This is a genomic window from Chitinophaga caeni (assembly GCF_002557795.1).
In the GTDB taxonomy this organism is placed as follows: Bacteria; Bacteroidota; Bacteroidia; order Chitinophagales; family Chitinophagaceae; genus Chitinophaga; species Chitinophaga caeni.
In genome coordinates this window covers 2,113,114-2,131,948 of the sequence record NZ_CP023777.1, presented here as the reverse complement: position 1 = coordinate 2,131,948, position 18,835 = coordinate 2,113,114, and the positions used below count along the sequence as shown (strand labels likewise).

Annotated in this window: 15 protein-coding genes; 14 read left to right on the top strand and 1 reads right to left on the bottom strand. The window is 44.0% G+C overall.

Translation table 11 applies throughout. The features are described 5' to 3' along the window. The first annotated feature begins 272 nt into the window (after window positions 1-272). The 14 genes from mraZ (at window position 273) to ftsZ (ending at window position 16,927) form a co-directional block, all read left to right on the top strand. A complete protein-coding gene (mraZ, locus tag COR50_RS08930) occupies window positions 273-740 on the top strand; it encodes a division/cell wall cluster transcriptional repressor MraZ (protein ID WP_098193666.1) in 468 nt (155 codons plus the stop codon). Window positions 741-753: 13 nt separating this feature from the next. After that, entirely contained in the window at window positions 754-1,662 is a 909-nt protein-coding gene (gene rsmH / locus COR50_RS08925) for a 16S rRNA (cytosine(1402)-N(4))-methyltransferase RsmH (protein WP_098193665.1), read from the top strand. 107 nt (window positions 1,663-1,769) lie between these two features. Then, window positions 1,770-2,126 (top strand): FtsL-like putative cell division protein, encoded by a 357-nt coding sequence (locus COR50_RS08920; RefSeq protein ID WP_232516320.1) that lies wholly within the window; start codon window positions 1,770-1,772, stop codon window positions 2,124-2,126. Window positions 2,127-2,273: 147 nt separating this feature from the next. Beyond that, the gene (locus tag COR50_RS08915; RefSeq protein WP_098193664.1) at window positions 2,274-4,376 is read left to right on the top strand and encodes a penicillin-binding protein; all 2,103 of its coding nucleotides are present in this window, start codon (window positions 2,274-2,276) and stop codon (window positions 4,374-4,376) included. Continuing rightward, a complete protein-coding gene (locus COR50_RS08910; protein WP_098193663.1) occupies window positions 4,376-5,842 on the top strand; it encodes a UDP-N-acetylmuramoyl-L-alanyl-D-glutamate--2,6-diaminopimelate ligase in 1,467 nt (488 codons plus the stop codon). Before COR50_RS08915 ends, COR50_RS08910 begins: the two co-directional genes overlap by 1 nt. A gap of 23 nt (window positions 5,843-5,865) precedes the next feature. Continuing rightward, window positions 5,866-7,116 (top strand): phospho-N-acetylmuramoyl-pentapeptide-transferase, encoded by a 1,251-nt coding sequence (gene mraY / locus COR50_RS08905; RefSeq protein WP_098193662.1) that lies wholly within the window; start codon window positions 5,866-5,868, stop codon window positions 7,114-7,116. A 21-nt stretch (window positions 7,117-7,137) separates the two neighbouring features. Continuing rightward, window positions 7,138-8,514, top strand: a complete 1,377-nt coding sequence (gene murD, locus COR50_RS08900) for a UDP-N-acetylmuramoyl-L-alanine--D-glutamate ligase (RefSeq protein WP_098193661.1) — start codon at window positions 7,138-7,140, stop codon at window positions 8,512-8,514. 21 nt (window positions 8,515-8,535) lie between these two features. Continuing rightward, window positions 8,536-9,741 (top strand): FtsW/RodA/SpoVE family cell cycle protein, encoded by a 1,206-nt coding sequence (locus COR50_RS08895; RefSeq protein ID WP_098193660.1) that lies wholly within the window; start codon window positions 8,536-8,538, stop codon window positions 9,739-9,741. Between the two features lie 101 nt (window positions 9,742-9,842). Next, window positions 9,843-10,073 (top strand): hypothetical protein, encoded by a 231-nt coding sequence (locus COR50_RS22285; RefSeq protein ID WP_157760707.1) that lies wholly within the window; start codon window positions 9,843-9,845, stop codon window positions 10,071-10,073. Further along, on the top strand, window positions 10,064-11,161 hold the full coding sequence (murG, locus tag COR50_RS08890) for an undecaprenyldiphospho-muramoylpentapeptide beta-N-acetylglucosaminyltransferase (RefSeq protein ID WP_098193659.1): 1,098 nt from the start codon (window positions 10,064-10,066) through the stop codon (window positions 11,159-11,161). The genes COR50_RS22285 and murG overlap by 10 nt, the downstream gene beginning before the upstream one ends. Next, the gene (gene murC / locus COR50_RS08885) at window positions 11,142-12,545 is read left to right on the top strand and encodes a UDP-N-acetylmuramate--L-alanine ligase (RefSeq protein WP_232516319.1); all 1,404 of its coding nucleotides are present in this window, start codon (window positions 11,142-11,144) and stop codon (window positions 12,543-12,545) included. The genes murG and murC overlap by 20 nt, the downstream gene beginning before the upstream one ends. Window positions 12,546-12,547: 2 nt before the next feature. Next, the gene (locus COR50_RS08880; protein ID WP_098193658.1) at window positions 12,548-13,528 is read left to right on the top strand and encodes a cell division protein FtsQ/DivIB; all 981 of its coding nucleotides are present in this window, start codon (window positions 12,548-12,550) and stop codon (window positions 13,526-13,528) included. 33 nt (window positions 13,529-13,561) lie between these two features. Next, window positions 13,562-14,974, top strand: a complete 1,413-nt coding sequence (gene ftsA / locus COR50_RS08875; protein ID WP_098193657.1) for a cell division protein FtsA — start codon at window positions 13,562-13,564, stop codon at window positions 14,972-14,974. Window positions 14,975-15,199: 225 nt separating this feature from the next. Next, window positions 15,200-16,927 carry a cell division protein FtsZ gene (ftsZ, locus tag COR50_RS08870; protein WP_098193656.1) on the top strand — a complete coding sequence of 576 codons (1,728 nt, stop codon included), beginning with the start codon at window positions 15,200-15,202 and terminating at the stop codon, window positions 16,925-16,927. Window positions 16,928-17,062: 135 nt separating this feature from the next. Here the strand turns inward: ftsZ and COR50_RS08865 are convergent, their stop codons facing one another. Further along, on the bottom strand, window positions 17,063-18,826 hold the full coding sequence (locus tag COR50_RS08865; protein ID WP_098193655.1) for a DUF4091 domain-containing protein: 1,764 nt from the start codon (window positions 18,824-18,826) through the stop codon (window positions 17,063-17,065). Window positions 18,827-18,835 lie beyond the last annotated feature (9 nt).

Sequence of the window (18,835 nt, the reverse complement as noted above, 5' to 3'; positions counted from 1 at the left end):
ATGCCGGGGAATCGGTAAAATATCCCGACGAATAGGTGCAAACACCCGTCGAAACTATTATCCACACGAAATAAACATAAATACACAGTTATAAACATTTTATCTACATCAAAAACCAACTTTCCCACACAAACTTTAGGAAAAGGGCTACTGTGGCTTTATTTCCAATCAAAAAACACTGTGGAAAAAATTTATAATCCAATTTTTCGTTAAAAAGTGGGAAAAAGTGTTATTTTGTGTTAGAAAATGGAAAAACAGTACATTTCTCAAGCATGACGGGTTTTCTAGGAGAATACGAAGCAACGCTGGATGCAAAAGGACGCTTCCTGTTGCCTGCTGGTTTAAAAAAGCAGGTTCCAGAAACTGCGCTCAACCAGTTCGTAATCAACCGTGGCTTTGAGAAATGTTTGACATTGTATCCCATGAACGAGTGGCAGCCGATTTTTGAGAAGATCAGTGCATTAAATGACTTTAATCCGAAAGTTAGGGAATTCAGGCGTTACTTTCTCAACGGTGCAACAATAGTAGAATTGGATAGCGCCGGGAGATTACTGATCCCGAAAAATTTAATGCCGCACGCGGGACTGGAAAAAGACATCGTGCTGGCTGCTGCGAGTAAGAAAATCGAGATCTGGGATAAAGTGAAGTATCAACAGTTCTTTGAAAATTTCTCACCAGAAGCCTTCAGTAGCCTGGCACAACAGGTAATGGGCGGCGAAGACGATTTGCCGTCTATTTAAAAATTTGAAGATTATGGGAGTACCGGGATATCATTTACCTGTTTTATTGCACGAGGTGATCGACCTGCTGCAAATCAATCCTGCCGGCACCTACGTGGATGCCACATTCGGGGGAGGCGGCCATTCCAGGGCCATCCTCGAAAAACTCGGAGAAAACGGCAGGCTACTCGTTTTTGACCAAGACGAAGATGCTTATCGAAACAGGATCGAAGATGACAGGGTAACGTTCGTACAACAGAATTTTAAACATCTGCAACGTTTCCTGAAACTATATAAAGCCATCCCGGTAGATGGCATCCTGGCAGATCTCGGCGTATCGTCTTACCAGTTCGATACCGCTGAAAGGGGCTTCAGTACCCGTTTTGATGGTGACCTGGACATGCGGATGGACCGTAGAACCAGCTTGACCGCGGCGGATATCCTGAAATCCTATTCTGAAAAACGGTTACAATACCTGTTCCAGGAATACGGGGAAGTGACCAATGCCAAAACATTGGCCCAAACGATCGTTTCCATGAGAAAAGCACACTCACTGCGGAGTATCAACGAGTTTAAAGCGATGATACAACCCGTGGTGAAAGGGAATCCCGCCAAGTACCTGGCCCAGGTATTCCAAGCGCTTAGGATTGAAGTGAATGATGAACTCGGTGTGCTGAAAGATTTGCTTCAGCAAGCTACGGAAGTGTTAAAGCCGGGCGGACGGTTAGCCATCATCACCTTTCATTCCCTGGAAGACAGGCTGGTGAAAAATTATATGAAAAACGGCTATTTCGAACCGCAAGAAGATCATCCATTTAGTATGGAAACACCCCCAAAGATTTTTAAAGTGGTTACCAAGAAACCGGTAACTGCCGGGCAAGATGAGTTGAAAAATAACTCCCGGTCGAGAAGTGCAAAGCTAAGGGTAGCTGAAAAACTGTAAGCATTATACCCGTCTTTGCTCCTTCCTATCCTTCCTCCCTATCCTTATGTTGAATTTGATTGCGTATTGCTATTCGAAAATGACAAAAACAAGTTATCAATATAAAAGTGTCGCAAGAAGAGTTACATACCGTACAACAAGAAGCAAGCCAGGAGGAAGCTCCGAAAAAAGGTTGGCACCTGCGGATTAACTACCGTTTCTTCGTTCAGAACATGCCTTTTCTACTGTTTCTCGCGGCACTGGCACTCGTATATATCGCTAACAGTCACCTGGCTGAAAAGAAAATTAGAAGGATCAACAAATTGGGCAAAGAAGTGAAAGAATTGAAGTGGGAATACTTGAACGTGAAAAGCAAACTGATGTTCCAAAGCAAGATGAGTGAAGTGAGCAAAGCCGTGGAACCCCTTGGATTAAAAGAGTTGAGTACCCCACCTCAAAAAATTATTATCAAGGAAGAACCTTAACAGTTCCATCCATCAATTTTAAATGCTAACCTAACAAACTGAATTCGTTGATACATCCCCGTGATGCTGGCAAGTGATTGTAAGAAAACCCGCGCATCACCAATGATGGTTCAACCTCAAACATAAAAATGACTAACCCGGTAAACGTTGGAGATTAAAAAAGATATACTATGGCGCGTGTACCTCTGTGTTATTGGCATGGGTTTATTCGCTATTGCTATATTGGCTAAAGTGTTCGTCATTCAAAACGTTCAAGGAGCCAAGTGGAGAAGTCTTGCCGATAGCATGCAAACCCAGTATATCACCCTCGATGCAGACCGTGGTACCATTTACTCCGAAGAAGGCAGGATGCTCTCAACTTCTATCCCCTATTTCGATATCCGGGTAGACTTTGCCGCAGACGGCCTAAGGGAAAATAATGGAAAAATATTTTCTGAAAATGTGGATAGCCTCGCTATCGCTTTAAATAAATTATTTCAAGATCGATCTATAAAGTCTTATAAAAACATCTTGGAAAAAGGATACCGGAATAAAAGCCGGTATTTCTTGTTGAAAAGGGATATCACTTTCGAACAGTACCAGCAAATCCGGGAATTCCCGATGTTCAGGCTGGGAAAGAATAAAGGCGGCATGATCACCGAAACGAAAAATAAACGGATCAACCCTTTTCAATTATTAGCTAATAGAACCATCGGTTTATATAGGGACAACGCTCAAAATGTAGGATTAGAACGCACTTATAACCAGGAACTGAGCGGTGTTACCGGTAAAAGGCTGATGAGGCGCATCGCAGGGGGCACTTTCGTACCGATGGATGGTTTCGATATTGAACCTGAAAATGGTAAAGATGTCGTTACAACAATAGATGTAAATATGCAGGATATCGCGGAATCCGCACTGATGAAAATGATGGTGGAAAATGAATGCGAACACGGTACCTGTATCTTGATGGAAGTTAAAACCGGTAAAATTAAAGCTATTGCCAACCTCGGTAGGCAACCGGACGGAAGCTACTGGGAAGATTTTAACTATGCCTTGCAAGTGGGGGAACCGGGTTCCACATTCAAATTGGCCACGATGATTTCCCTGCTCGAAGATCATTACGTGACCCCGCAGGATCATGTAGATCTGAATTACGGTAGGTGGCAAATCGGTCGCAGGACCGTTTACGATTCTGAACCGCACCATTTAACGGATGTAACCGTAAAACATGCTTTTGAAAGAAGCTCCAACGTGGCCATGGCTAAGTTGGTGTATCAATATTATAAGGCCGATCCCAATAAATTCGTCGACCATCTGAAAAAACTGAAGCTCGATGAAATTACAGGGATCGATCTCGTTGGTGAAGGTCACCCGATTATCAAAACGACCGCTTCAAAAACATGGAGCGCCACCAGCTTGCCTTGGATGGCTTTCGGCTACGAAGTGGGACAGTCGCCCCTTCAAACTTGCATGTTATACAATGCCGTGGCAAACAATGGTAAAATGATGCGGCCTTACCTTGTAAATGCCGTGATGGAATATGGTAAAACGGTTAAGTACTATGAGCCACAAGTGATGCTAGATAGTATATGCAGTCGTACCACTTTAAGGCAATTGCAAGATATGCTGGTCGGTGTAGTAAATAACGGTACGGGTAAAACCTTGGCAAGCCCTTATTACGCCATCGCGGGGAAAACAGGTACGGCGCTCGTAGCAAATGGTAAAAGAGGTTACGCGGACAAGATTTATCAATCTTCTTTCGCGGGATATTTCCCGGCAGAGAACCCGCAGTTTACCTGCGTGGTTGTTATCAAGAATAAAGCCCATGCCAAGAAGTTTTACGGGGCTTCTGTTGCGGGGCCGGTGTTTAAGGAAGTGGCAGATAAATTATTTGCCATCGCCGTAGATAAGCACCAACCGATGCAAGGAAATGAACAAATCGATACCCTGCTGGCAGTTAAAAGCGGTCAAGGTAGCGATTGGACATATATAATGAATACGCTGCAATTACCCTGGCAAGGCATGCTGTCTAGAAAGAACTGGGTAAATGCAGATATTGAAGATCATAGGTTTTCTTTCCAACCCATGGCCCTACAACACGGCTACGTACCGAATGTTAAAGGGATGGGCTTGAAAGATGCCCTTTTCTTGTTGGAGAACGCGGGTTTAAAAGTGCAGGTGAAAGGATCAGGAAAAGTAGTAAACCAATCATTAGCCGGTGGTACTGCCATCGCTGATAATAAAACAATTGTAATAGAACTGAGTTGATGCGTGATTTAAGGGACATATTATATAATGTGCAAATCGTGGCGGTTCATGGGAATAACAATATTTCCGTGAACAAGATCAGCATGGATTCCAGGCAAATAGCCGCCGGGGACCTGTTCATTGCCGTGAAAGGCGTGGCGCATGATGGGCACCAGTATATTGGGAAAGCTATTGAACAAGGCGCCACCGCTATTGTTTGCCAAGAACTGCCTGCCGGTGTACCCGCAAATGTATGCTTGGTGCAAGTGGCAGACAGCGCGTTGGCTTGTGGCGTGATAGCGGATAATTACTATGGTAATCCATCTGGGAAATTACAATTGGTTGGTGTTACGGGAACAAATGGTAAGACCACCATCGCGACCCTGCTGTTCCGCCTGTTCAGGCAACTGGGTTACCGGTGCGGTTTGTTATCAACCGTTCAAAACCAGGTCGATGATGCAGTGATCCCTGCAACGCATACAACACCCGATGCCATCAACCTGAACCAGTTGTTGGCACATATGGTAGAAGAGGGTTGCCAATATGCATTTATCGAGGTAAGCTCCCACGCGATACACCAACAGAGGATCGCGGGATTGAAGTTCGCGGGAGGCATTTTCAGCAACATCACCCATGATCATTTGGATTATCATAAAACCTTCGATGAATATATCCGGGTAAAGAAATCATTCTTTGATCATTTACCTAAAACAGCTTTCGCATTGACTAACCTTGATGATAAACGGGGAAACGTGATGCTGCAAAATACCAAGGCGCGGAAAGCAACCTATAGCTTGCGCACCTTGGCGGATTTCAAGGGGAAGATATTGGAAAATGGATTGACGGGCTTGTTTATGCAAATCGATAACCAGGAAGTGCATTTCAGGTTGATCGGTGAGTTTAATGCATACAACCTCTTGGCAGTTTACGGCGCTGCCGTTTTACTTGGCCAAGATAAGGTGGATGTACTACGCGAGATGAGCAACTTGCAAGGCGCGGAGGGACGGTTTGATTATATCGTTTCCGATCATGAAAAGATCATCGGTATCGTGGATTATGCCCATACTCCCGATGCACTGCTCAACGTGTTGGCAACGATCAAGAACTTGCGCCAAGGACATGAGAATATCATCACGGTAGTAGGATGCGGCGGCGATAGAGACAAGACAAAACGTCCTATCATGGCCGAAGTAGCAGCTGAGCATAGCAACAAAGCCATCTTTACTTCGGATAACCCGCGTTCTGAAGACCCGATGGAGATTATCCGCGAGATGGAAGCCGGTGTGCCAGTGAATTTGAGGAAAAAAGTAATATCGATTTCCGATAGGAAAGAAGCGATCAAAACGGCTTGCAGTTTAGCGGGAAAAGACGATATCATCTTGGTAGCCGGGAAAGGGCATGAAAAATACCAAGACATACACGGTGTAAAACATCCTTTTGATGATAAGCAAGTCTTACAGGAAATGTTTTCACTTTTAGAAAAGTAAAATTGACAGCGTAACAATTATATATGCTTTATTATTTATTTAATTATTTAAAAGAACAATTCAACTTCAGCGGTGCTGGACTTTTCCAGTTCATCACGTTCCGTGTTACGATGGCATTGCTGTTATCGCTGGTCATTTCCTTATTACTCGGTAAAAGGATCGTGCGATTCTTGCAGAAAAAGCAAATCGGTGAGGTGATTCGCACCCTGGGTTTACAGGGAGAGAATTTGAAAAAGGGTACTCCCACCATGGGAGGTTTAATCATATTGGCAGCTATTATCCTCCCGACAATACTATTTGCAAGAATCGAAAATGTTTATATCATCTTGATCCTTTTGAGTACCGTTTGGCTCGGCTTGATCGGGTTTATCGATGATTACATCAAGGTATTTAAGAAGAATAAAGAGGGCTTGGCGGGAAAATTTAAAATATTGGGCCAAGTAGGCTTGGGATTGATCGTTGGTAGTACGCTTTATTTTAATGATAACGTGGTGATCTCCCGCGAAATCATGAACGGTAAAAACCTGGAACCACATGAACAAGTGGTACAAAACCATGTAGAGCGGGAAACGAAAGGGCACCGTTTCGTGGACGTGAAAACACCTATTACAACGATCCCATTTGTAAAAAACCACGAGTTTAACTATTCAAAGCTGATCTCCTGGATACCCGGAGCCGAGAAATATACTTATATCATTTACATATTGATCGTGATATTCATTATTACTGCCGTATCCAACGGGGCCAACCTTACGGACGGGCTAGATGGCTTAGCCACGGGCGTCTCGGCGGTGATCGGCGTCTGCCTCGGGATATTCGCCTATGTATCGGGTAATATCCAGTTTGCAGAATACCTGAATATCATGTACATACCGAACCTTGGAGAGCTGTCCATATTTATCGCCGCATTCGTGGGCGCATGCGTCGGATTTCTTTGGTACAACGCCTACCCTGCGCAGGTATTCATGGGCGACACCGGAAGTTTGGCACTGGGGGGCATCATCGCATCATTGGCGATCATAATTAGGAAAGAATTGTTGTTGCCGATTATTTGCGGCGTATTCTTCGTGGAGAGTTTAAGCGTGATGTTGCAAGTTGGGTATTTCAAGTATACGAAGAAGAAATATGGTGAGGGCCGGAGGTTATTCAAGATGTCGCCGTTGCATCACCATTACCAGAAGTTAGGTTATCATGAAAGTAAAATATCGGTTAGGTTTTGGATCGTGACGATCATGTGCGCTGTATTTTCCATAGCCACATTGAAAATCCGTTAATAAAAAGAACATAAAAATAATTTGAACCAGTCGACGACATATCAAGATTCATCATCTAGGAAACTCGTAATTCTCGGGGCCGCGGAAAGCGGTATCGGTGCAGCCTTGTTGGCAAAACAGCAGGGTTACGAGGTATTCGTGTCCGACGGGGGAACGATCAAGGATATCTACAAGCAGGAATTGGCTATTCACCAAATTCCCTTTGAAGAGTCTCAACATTCGATGAACCTCGTATTGGCAGCAGATGAGATCGTGAAAAGTCCCGGCATCCCTGAAAAGGCGGAGATCATGAAACAGGTCCGCGCCAAGGGCATTCAGGTTATTTCCGAAATAGAGTTTGCATATCGTTATAGCAAAAACAGCAAGATTATTGCCATCACGGGAAGTAATGGAAAAAGCACCACAACTGCGCTTACGTATGATATATTCAAACGTGCAGGGCTGGATGTGGCCATGGTAGGAAACATTGGAGTTAGTTATGCCAAGCAGGTGGCAACCGCACCTACTGAGTATTATGTAATTGAAATAAGCAGTTTTCAGCTAGACGATATCATCGAGTTTAAACCGCATGTAGCCATCTTGTTAAACATTACCCCCGATCACCTCGACCGGTATGATTATAAGATGGAAAATTATGCGGCATCAAAATTCCGTATCGCGATGAATCAAACAGGGGGCGATTATTTCGTCTACTGCCAGGATGATCCCGTGATTATGGAACACCTGGAAACTAAACCCATTATTTCAAAATTAATACCGTTTACTATTATGGAACCACTGAAAGAAGGCGGCTATATAGAGAACGATCAATTGAACATTCAGTTGAACGATGGTATGGGCAGTGAAATCGTATCGATGTACGATTTAGCATTGAAAGGAAAACACAATTTATATAACTCGATGGCCGCAGGCATCGCGGGAAGAACAATGAATATTAGGAACGAGAAAGTCCGCGAAAGCTTGGTGAATTTCAAGAGCTTAGAACACCGTATGGAATACGTTTCCACGGTGCGTGGGGTAGCATTTATCAATGACAGCAAAGCAACCAATGTCAATTCGCTTTGGTTTGCATTAGAAAGCATGGAAACATCCGTCGTATTAATCATGGGCGGTGTGGATAAAGGAAACGATTATAGTGCCGTAGTGGAATTAGTAAGGGAAAAAGTGAAAGCGATCGTTTGTATCGGGATCGACAATACCCCTATCCACAACGCGTTGGAAAAATATGTTCCAACTATGGTCGATACCCTCTCCATGCAAGAGGCGGTGAATACTGCTTTCAAATTAGCATCGAAAGCAGATGTGGTGTTATTATCGCCGGCTTGCGCCAGCTTCGATCTCTTCAAAAATTATGAAGACAGGGGCAGGCAGTTCAAGGAGGCAGTGAAGGAACTTTAATTAACATTAAAACAGGAGTTCGTGAACAAGCTATTACGCAAAACCCAGGGAGATAAAGTCATCTGGTCGGTAGTCATCTTTCTATCGGTTGTAAGCTTGCTCGCGGTATATAGCTCCATTGGCTCTTTGGCATACAGGCGTTATAATGGCAATACGGAGTTTATTTTGATTAAGCAACTGGTGGTATTATCGCTAGGTTTATTAATCATCTATTTCGCGCACCGTGTAAACTACACTATTTATTCAAGGGTAGCGCAGATAGGGTTTATACTTTGTATCCCGTTATTGATGTACACCTTGTTATTCGGCTCCAATGTAAACGATGCCAGCAGGTGGATCAAGATACCGATCATCAACCTCACCTTCCAAACTTCAGATATAGCGAAGTTGGTGTTGTTCATGTACGTATCCAGGATGTTGTCTAAAAGACAGGAAGTTATCACTGACTTTAAAAAAGGTTTTCTGCCGATCATTATTCCGGTTGGAATCGTGTGTATGTTGATCATGCCTGCAAATATGAGTACCGCATTGTTACTAGGTGCAAGTTGTATGTTGCTGTGTTTTATAGGTAGGGTACCGATCAAGTATTTAGCATCTATGTTGGTAGCAGGTGTTTTCCTCGTGATATTGTTATTCGCCATAGCTAAATTCACCGGTTATGAAGGCAGGGTTCAAACATGGATTAATAGGATAGAGAGTTTTTTCCAAGCCGATGATCATTCCGATATGCCTTACCAGGTTCAGCAGGCGAATATCGCGATTGCAGGCGGAGGCGTTTTAGGAAAGGGGCCGGGCAATAGCACGGCAAAAAACTTGTTGCCGCACCCCTATTCCGATTATATCTATTCCATTATAATCGAAGAATACGGGATGTTTGGCGCCTTTTTAATATTGATGGCATATTTCATCTTGTTGTTAAGGAGTATCAGGATATTTAAAAGATGTCCTTATGCATTTGGGGCGTTTCTATCGTTGGGTTTGAGCTTTACATTGGTCATACAAGCATTGGCGCATATGGCTGTAAATGTAAATCTATTCCCGGTAACAGGTTTAACATTGCCCTTGGTAAGTATGGGCGGTTCGAGCGTGATCTTCACTAGCTTGGCCATCGGGATTATCCTGAGTGTGTCCAGGCATGTAGAAAACGTGAATAACCCGGGCGGTATAAATAATGTTGAGGGAGAAATCCCCCAACCAAAAACCGACCAGGTACCACAGGCGGTTTAAACAAACCAGCCTGGTTCAACAGGCCGACCCAGCAGTTCGATGCAACAGGTCGGTCCAGCAGTTCGGTTCAGCAGATTGATCCAGCAGATTGATCCAGCAGATTGATCCAGCAGATTGATCCAGCAGTACGGTTCAACAGGTTGGTCCAGCGGTTCGATGCAACAGATCGATGCAACAGGTTGGTCCAGCAGTACGATGCAACAGGTTGGTCCAGCAGGTCGATGCAACAGATCGATGCAACAGGTTGGTCCAGCAGGTTGGGCTCGCGAGCCCAACCAACCAGCGATCCCGGGCAATTAATGATCCCGGTCAAACAAAAACAATGGCAATAAAAGCAATCATAGCAGGAGGAGGTACAGGGGGACATATTTTCCCTGCCATAGCGATTGCAAATGCAATCAAGAAAATTGATCCTGCCGCCGACATACTATTTGTTGGGGCACTCGGGAAAATGGAGATGGAAAAAGTGCCTCAAGCAGGATACCCGATAGAAGGGTTGGAAATCGTAGGGTTCAATAGGAGTAACATCTTTAAGAACCTATTACTACCCTTCAAGCTATTGAAATCTTTGAATCATGCGAAGAAGATCATTCAAAAATTTCAGCCAAATATTGCCGTGGGTGTAGGCGGTTATGCCAGCTTTCCTATACTGCGAAAAGCGCAGAAAATGGGCATCCCCACCGTCATTCAAGAACAGAATTCTTATGCCGGTAAAAGCAATAAAATATTAGGAAAGAAAGCGCGGAAAATTTGCGTGGCATATGATGGGATGGAACAATTTTTCCCGGCGGCCAACATAATTCAAACTGGTAACCCGGTGAGAAGTAATATCACGGAAAGCGCCGTTAGCTTGGAAGATGCGTTGGCGTACTTCAACCTCGTTCCCGGGAAGAAAACCGTGTTCGTTGTAGGAGGCAGCTTGGGAGCTAAGTCGATTAACGAAGCCATATTGCCGCATTTGGCAAGTTTTGTAGCAAAAGATATCCAGCTGGTATGGCAAACGGGGAAATTGTTTTACGAAACAGCGGTAGCCGCCGCCAAGTCATACAGCTCACATGTGAAGGTATATGACTTTATCAACGTGATGGACTTTGCATATAAAGCTGCGGATGTGATCGTTTCTAGGGCAGGTGCATTAGCCATCGCTGAAATATGCGTGGTGAAAAAGCCCGTGATCTTCGTACCGTACCCGTACGCAGCCGAAGATCATCAAACAAAAAACGCGATGAACCTTGTTGACAAAAAAGCCGCCATCATGATCCCGGATCAAATGGCAGCACAGCAATTGGTCAACGAATTGTTCAGCCTGTTGCAAAACAAGGCCTTAATGGAGCAGATGGAAACAAACATTGCACCGCTGGGAAATAAGCATGCAGACATGCAAATAGCCCAAATAGTTATTGAACAAGCAAAAAAATAAAATCCACCCCGGTGGAAAAGGATATATGAAGTTGGATTCGTTACATAGGGTTTATTTTGTCGGGATCGGTGGTATCGGTATGAGTGCGATTGCCCGCTACTTTAACCAGAAAGGGATTAAAGTAAGTGGTTATGATCGCACGGAAACCGCTTTAACGAAACAACTTTCGGCTGAAGGAATGGAGATACACTATGCAGATGATGTGCAATTGATAGATTCCAAGGCGGATCTCGTGGTATATACTCCGGCGATCCCGGCAGATCATAAAGAATTGAACTATTACCGGGAGCAAGGTTACGAAGTTGTAAAACGTAGCGATGTGCTGCAAGAAATAACCCGCAACTTGTTTTCGATAACAGTTGCCGGTACGCATGGGAAAACGACCGTATCAACGATGATCGCGCAGATACTGAGGCACAGCGGTTACGGGTGTAATGCTTTCCTGGGTGGTATCAGCGTGAATTATGAAAGTAACTTTTGGGGCGATGAAAGAGCTGTAGCCGTGATTGAAGCGGATGAATACGATCGTTCATTCTTGAAATTAAGTCCGGATATCGCTTTATTAACATCAATCGATGCAGATCATTTAGATATCTACGGAACGAAAGAATCCATCGAGGAGGCTTTCATCCAGTACTGTCACAACATCAAGCCAAATGGAACTTTACTAGTCAAATACGGCTTGCATCGCGATGAAGATTTAAAGGCTGAAAACAAGTTGCATTACAGCTTACAGAATGATATGGCCGATAGTTACGCCACCAATATCAGGATGGATAACGGGGGATATGAATTCGATGTTATGCAACAAGATTGGATGATCGACAACTTGAAATTGAACATCGGGGGAATGCATAATGTAGAAAATGCAGTTGCAGCGATAACAGTGGCACATTTATTGGGAATAAGCAACGACAAAATTCGCGCGGCAGTGGCAGCGTTTAAAGGTATCAAGAGAAGGTTTGAATACTTGGTGAAGAATGAAAAAGCTGTATATATAGATGATTATGCACATCATCCGGAAGAATTAAAAAGTTTGATCAACAGCGCGATAACATTATTCAAAGGAAAAAGATGCACGGTAATATTTCAACCGCATTTGTTTTCCAGGACAAGAGATTTCGCAGATGAATTTGCCGACAGTTTATCCCTTGCAGATGAAGTAATATTATTACCCATCTACCCGGCCAGGGAATTACCGATACCGGGCATAAGCAGCAAGACGATAGCCAGCAAAATGAAAGATACGGATGTAAAGATCATGGAGCGGGACGAAGTACCCCGCTGGATTGCAGAACACCCGGTAGAATTGTTGATTACTGCCGGTGCGGGAAATGTTGATTTACTCAGAGAACCATTACAAGAAATTGTAAGTAAACAATAAAAATGATGGCTACCAAAACTAAAACATCACTAAAACGCCTGGGACGCTTCCTACTGTGGACAGCGGTATTTGCAGGATTTGTAGTGTTGTTGGTAGCAGCGGGAAAAGAAAAAAATGATGCGAAATGTAAAGATATCAAGATTAGTTTCAAGGCGGAAAAATCAAAAGTATTCCTCGAAACAGCTGATATCAAAGCTCTCATCATCCATAATAAAAGAGACAACCCGGTTGGGAAAGCCAGCAGGGAAATTAACATATTGGCGATAGAAAAAACCGTGGAAAAAGAGCCTTGGGTTAAAGATGCCGAGATTTACATCGATAATAACCAAGTATTGCATATCGATTTGACGCAACGCGAACCCGTGGCAAGGGTCTTTACATTCAACGGCAACAGTTTTTATTTCGATCCCGGTGGAGAGCGGATCCCGGCATCACCGAAATTTTCGGTGAAAGTACCCGTGTTCACGAACTACCCGACGGATAGTCAACGTAAGTTGAGTAAAGCTGATAGCACCCTCACCTGCCAACTTATTGATATAGCAAGTTATATCGTGGCAGATACGTTTTGGAATGCACAGGTTGAGCAAGTGAATATTACCCCGGACCGGGAGTTTGAGATCATCCCGAAATTGGGTGAGCATGTTATAGAGTTCGGAGAGGGTACACAGGTCGACAATAAATTTAAAAAACTATTGGTTTTCTATAAGGAAGCCTTGAATAAAGTGGGTTGGAATACTTATTCCAGGATTAACATCGCGTACCAAAACGAGGTATATGCCGTTAAAAAAGATGCAAAAACGGCGCTCGTACCTACCGATAGTACTGCAACACCCCGGGTGGAAGAAGATCCTTCCATGAGGGTACAAGGCAGGCCGGTAGTTGCCGGTGAAACGAATCCTCCTAAAAGGAACCCGAATAATAAGACTGCCGGGAATAAAGGGCGATCGCAACAGCCGCGCGCCATTTATACCGGGCAACATTAATAACATGAAACGCAACAAAAAAACATATACACCATGAATCAGGAAGCTCCTATCATTGTAGGTCTCGATATAGGCACTACGAAGATTGCTGCGATTGCAGGACGGAAGAATGAATTCGGGAAATTGGAAATCCTGGGATTCGGGAAGGCCCCATCGTTCGGTGTGCAACACGGGATGGTATTGAACATCGATCAAACCATCAAAGCGATCCGCCAAGCCTTGGAAAATTGCTATGCCTCTAACCCCGACCTCGAAATAAACGAGGTTTACGTGGGCATTGCCGGCCACCACATCAAAAGTCTGCAAACACGCGGCGATATCGTACGTAGTGATACCGAAGCCGAGATATCCCCAAACGACATCGATCAGCTTATTAACGATCAATACAAAACGGTGATCCCGGCAAGCGACCAGATCATCGATGTAATACCCCAGCAATATATCGTGGATAGCTTGCAGAACATCACTTACCCCATCGGTATGTCCGGTGTTAAAGTGGGTGCTAACTTCCACATTATCACGGGTGATAAAAACGCGATACGTAACATCAACAGGAGTGTTGAAAAGTCAGGTTTGCGGATCAAGGATCTCGTGTTGCAACCGTTAGCTTCTGCCGCTGCCGTAATGTGCGATATGGATTTCGAAGCGGGGGTAGCTATCGTGGATATCGGTGGCGGCACAACCGATTTGGCCGTGTTCTACGAAGGTATCCTGAAACATACGGCCGTAATTCCTTATGGTGGGGAAAACATTACGAACGATATCAAGAACGGTCTCGGCGTGTTGAAAACACAGGCAGAACAAATGAAAGTGCAATTCGGTTATGCGTTGGCCGATGAAGCGAAAAGTAATGCCTACATCACGATTCCCGGGTTGCGTGGTCAAGGACCGAAAGAAATTTCCGTAAAGAACCTGGCACATATCATCCAGGCTAGGATGAGCGAAATCATGGATTTCGTAGTGTATCACCTCAAGCAAATCGGTATGGATAACAAGATGTTGAATGGTGGCATCATCCTCACCGGCGGCGGTTCACAATTGAAACACCTGATTCAATTAACTGAATATACTACCGGCGTAAGCGCCCGCATCGGTTTCCCGAACGAGCACCTTGCTACCGGGCATATCGATGAATTGACGAAACCGATGTACTCGACTTGTATCGGCTTGATCTTGAAAGGTTATAACGATTGGGAAAACGATCGTAGGGCACTAGATGAAAATTATGTTAAAATTAAAACGAGCTTCATCTCTAAAGAACAGGCTAGCCGCGAGGTTAACATCGAAGAATCAGAAGAAATTGAAACTGGCGTAGAGGCTCCAACGGAGCAGGAAATTCTCGAAAGGAAAGCCAAGGAAAGAAGCGCTTCTCTAAAAGGATTCTTGGACAGGATGAAAACAAAGATCATCGATATGTTCACCGAAGAAGAAGACGCTAAATTATAATATAGTTGATTGTTGATACTGGTTGGGTATAACATTTTGAGATAAACGAGAACTTACTAAAATGAAAGCTAACTGTAATACTATAAAAATTAATACCAGTGATCAGCAAATCTCCAGGATGAATTGTGGATCGGTTAAAACAATACATAATTATTTAATTATTCAATCAGTATCTAATAAACACAACAATAATCAAACTACTAACCCATTTAAAGAGAAAGAGTCATGATACATTTTGATCTTCCCAAAGAAAAATCCTCGATCATCAAGGTCATCGGCATTGGTGGTGGTGGAAGCAATGCGGTCAACCACATGTTTGATCAACGTATCGATGGTGTTAACTTCATCATCTGTAATACGGACGCGCAAGCTATTGCTAACAGCCCCGTACCTAACAAGGTACAATTAGGCCCGCATCTTACCCAAGGACTCGGAGCCGGCGCTAATCCTGAAATTGGTAAACAGGCGACAGAAGAGTCGTTTGAAGAAATAAAAAAGATATTGGAAGTCAACACTAAAATGGCTTTCATCACTGCCGGTATGGGTGGTGGCACCGGAACAGGTGGCGCCCCTATCATCGCGCGTATTTGTAAAGAACTCGGTATTCTAACCGTAGGTATCGTTACAACCCCTTTCTCTTATGAAGGTAAGAAGAGGATGTTGCAAGCGGAAGAAGGTATCAACCGCTTGAAAGATTTCGTAGATACTTTATTGATTATCTCCAACGATAAATTGCGTCAAAAATTTGGCGACCTTAAATTCAAGGCCGCTTTTGAAAAAGCTGATAACGTTTTAGCTACAGCAGCGAAATGTATCACCGACGTAATCAACTCTACCGGCCAGATCAACGTCGATTTTGCGGATGTATGCACCGTAATGCGTAACGGTGGTGTAGCCATCCTAGGCGCCGCTGTTGCAGAAGGAGAAGATCGCGCCCAAAAAGCCATCGAGGAAGCATTGACTTCCCCGTTGTTGAATGATAACGATATCCGTGGTGCTAAATGGATCTTGTTAAATATCTCTTCTTCCGAAGGTGAATTTGAACACACCCTGGATGAAATGGATATTATCCAAGCTTATGTTCAAAGCCAAGCCGGTGAAGATTGCGATGTGATCCTTGGTGTAGGTTACGATACTGCGCTGGATCGCAAACTCGGTGTAACAATTATTGCTACTGGCTTCGAACAAAAGCCCATCCAGCAAGAACGCCAAGCCTCCAACGATGAAACTGTTTCCAGCAATACAAGTGCAGAACAGCCCAAGATCGTGATGGAATTAGGTCGCGAAGGAGATGAAAAGAAAATGCATGAAAAAAATGCCCTCGCTGCCAAGGAAGATACGGATGCTATGAGCCCTAAATTAGTTGAGCCCGTAGTAACACACCCCTTATCTCCTACACAGTTTACGGCACAACCTCCTGCTCCTAAACAAGAAGAAAAAGAAACCATGCCGCTCTATATGGAGCGGACTGAAAATAACCCGGTGGCGTCTAACACGAACTCCAATGTGAATAACGTGAACGTCATTCAACCTAATGCAAATGCCGGTAATGCGGCCGGGGGCTATGCTTCCCGCCCAACCAACATCTACATAGAGCCGAATGCTCCGGGTGAAGATGTCCCGGAAATGAAAATGGTTATCCGCGACGAAGCCAATCCTTCGGCAGATGACTTGGCGCACCGCATGGCCATGGAAGAACTGGAAGAGCAGAAGAAGAAACAAGCTGAACGCATCGCTAAATTGCGTAGCATCAGCTTCAATGTGAAAAACATGGATTCTAACATGGAAATAGAAAGTATACCGGCGTATATCCGTAGGAATGTAAACCTTGATAACGGCGCCGGCTCTGCTGAAAACTTCTATTCCGGTTATTCTGTATCTGATAACGGCACGGACAATCCTGCTGAAATCAATACAATCAACACTTTTTTAGATGGGAAAAAGCCAGATTGACGACCCAATAATCATAAATTGGAACGTTTGATTGTTTTTTAGTTGTGTTAAAAAAAATCCTCTGAGTCTTCAGAGGATTTTTTATTTGCATCAGGATAAATTCAGATTGCCTAAACTGGTCAATTTTGAAATATTCTATTCAAGCCCGGCTAAGCCTTTTTTAGCTTTTTCCAGCATCCTGGCGGCGCTAACATTCGGAAGATCTTTAATATTGAATGGGGCTAATAATGCTTCTAATTGAGCCAATTTCTCCCCATTTTTCTCTTTTTTAAACAGTTTCTTTAAGATTTGAATCTTTTCATAGTCCTGGATACCTTCCCTTAACCTTTCAAACCGGATCGAGGTCCTGGTACCCGGGTATACGAAATAGCAATCCCCGGCGGCCCAAGTCCTGAAACGGGAATCTTGCATAGGGTTTTCTACCCAGTTATTGTAGGCCCATCTCAAGTAGCCATTATACCCTTTGGCAGCAGAATACCAGGGCAGCCATGCCGCTTCCGCAGGTGGTGAAAAGGTAAAAGTATTTGGATAACCTTCGGTGCAACAAGTATAATTTGTTGTAGGCCAACCTTTTGCTAATCTTTTCTCAATATCGGCACGATCCATCAATTGACCGGAAGCGATACAATAATCATACACTTCATCGATCAGTTCCTTATGCAAGGTACCGGCCAAGGAAACCTTCCAGGTTTTATCTACTTCGTGCACCAGCTTCATTACGGCCAACATATCTTCCATCTTCCTTTCATCCATGGAAATGTTAGTAATATCAAACCAGCCTTTTGCTTTCAAATGCTTCGCGAAGCTAGATAACATGGGCTTCCAATGGGTGTTAAATTCTTTCGTACCCGGCTGGGCCACAATAAATGTATCTTTCGCGATCGATTCATCGTAATAATAGAATTTCAGGTTCCAGGGGATCATGCTGTAGCAATTGATCTGTTTCTTAATCCCGCATTCCATCATGAAATTTACCCATTTGTCAAAGCGGCTGAAATCATACAGCCAGGAACCATCTTTCTTTTTTGTCCACCTTACGGTGCTACCGAAAATATCTTGTGTTTGGCTGTTCCAAGGATCGTGTATGATGGCGGCAGTTATCACTTTTTGCCCCGCATCAGCCAACATCTTGAAATAAGGTTTCATCGCGTCAAAATGTTCCTTGCTCCAGGGCTTTACTTCGTATAACCTGGCAATAGCTTCGGGGCTTTGCCACAAATCCAGGTGGAAAGTCCACTGGTCGGGAGAAGGCAATGTATGCTCACTCACCACGATACTATAATTTACGAAAGAAGGGTAATATTTACGTTCCCCGGTCTTTATCCTTAAACTACCGTGATATATTCCCGGCTTCGTATTTCCAGGTACATCAATGCTTAACCAAATTGGTTGCGTCTTATTAGCCCGTACCCTGGTGCTGGGCGCATAATCGATGGCATCAGCCACTAACGAAGAATCGAACTTCGTTTTATCCGGACGGTGACCGCAACCACCACCATTTTCATTCAGCTCATCTGTCATCACGTACCTTAAAAAGCCAACCTTTATATTTTCTGTCGGGATACTATCCCCGGATCCTGTTTTGAGTCCACCTGGCATAACCGACAATTCGAGCAGCGGTTCAGTTCCCCAGATTAACAATTGGGTATGCACCCTTTCCCCTCTCCAGGCATGTGCCTGCCAATCATTTTTCAAGATTTTTGGAGGAATTGATTTTGGATAACGGATATCCGGGGAGCCAAAACTTACGTAAGTCCCGGAATTTAATGTATCCCAAGCCTCGCTATCCGGGCGATATGGATCGGGAAGTTCACTGTAACTTGGAAATTTGGCATCTTGAGAAATGGCGGCGTGAGTAAATGCCAAGCAGCAAATCATGCCAATGAATTTTTTCAACATGGAAGATAG

Bases quoted from the DNA above. Each gene is read 5' to 3' on its own strand.
- ftsA (WP_098193657.1), top strand. From the start codon at position 13,562: ATGAATCAGGAAGCTCCTATCATTGTAGGTCTCGATATAGGCACTACG.
- ftsZ (WP_098193656.1), top strand. From the start codon at position 15,200: ATGATACATTTTGATCTTCCCAAAGAAAAATCCTCGATCATCAAGGTC.
- COR50_RS08910 (WP_098193663.1), top strand. From the start codon at position 4,376: ATGCGTGATTTAAGGGACATATTATATAATGTGCAAATCGTGGCGGTT.
- COR50_RS08880 (WP_098193658.1), top strand. From the start codon at position 12,548: ATGATGGCTACCAAAACTAAAACATCACTAAAACGCCTGGGACGCTTC.
- mraZ (WP_098193666.1), top strand. From the start codon at position 273: ATGACGGGTTTTCTAGGAGAATACGAAGCAACGCTGGATGCAAAAGGA.
- mraY (WP_098193662.1), top strand. From the start codon at position 5,866: ATGCTTTATTATTTATTTAATTATTTAAAAGAACAATTCAACTTCAGC.
- murG (WP_098193659.1), top strand. From the start codon at position 10,064: ATGGCAATAAAAGCAATCATAGCAGGAGGAGGTACAGGGGGACATATT.
- rsmH (WP_098193665.1), top strand. From the start codon at position 754: ATGGGAGTACCGGGATATCATTTACCTGTTTTATTGCACGAGGTGATC.
- COR50_RS08865 (WP_098193655.1), bottom strand. From the start codon at position 18,826: ATGTTGAAAAAATTCATTGGCATGATTTGCTGCTTGGCATTTACTCAC.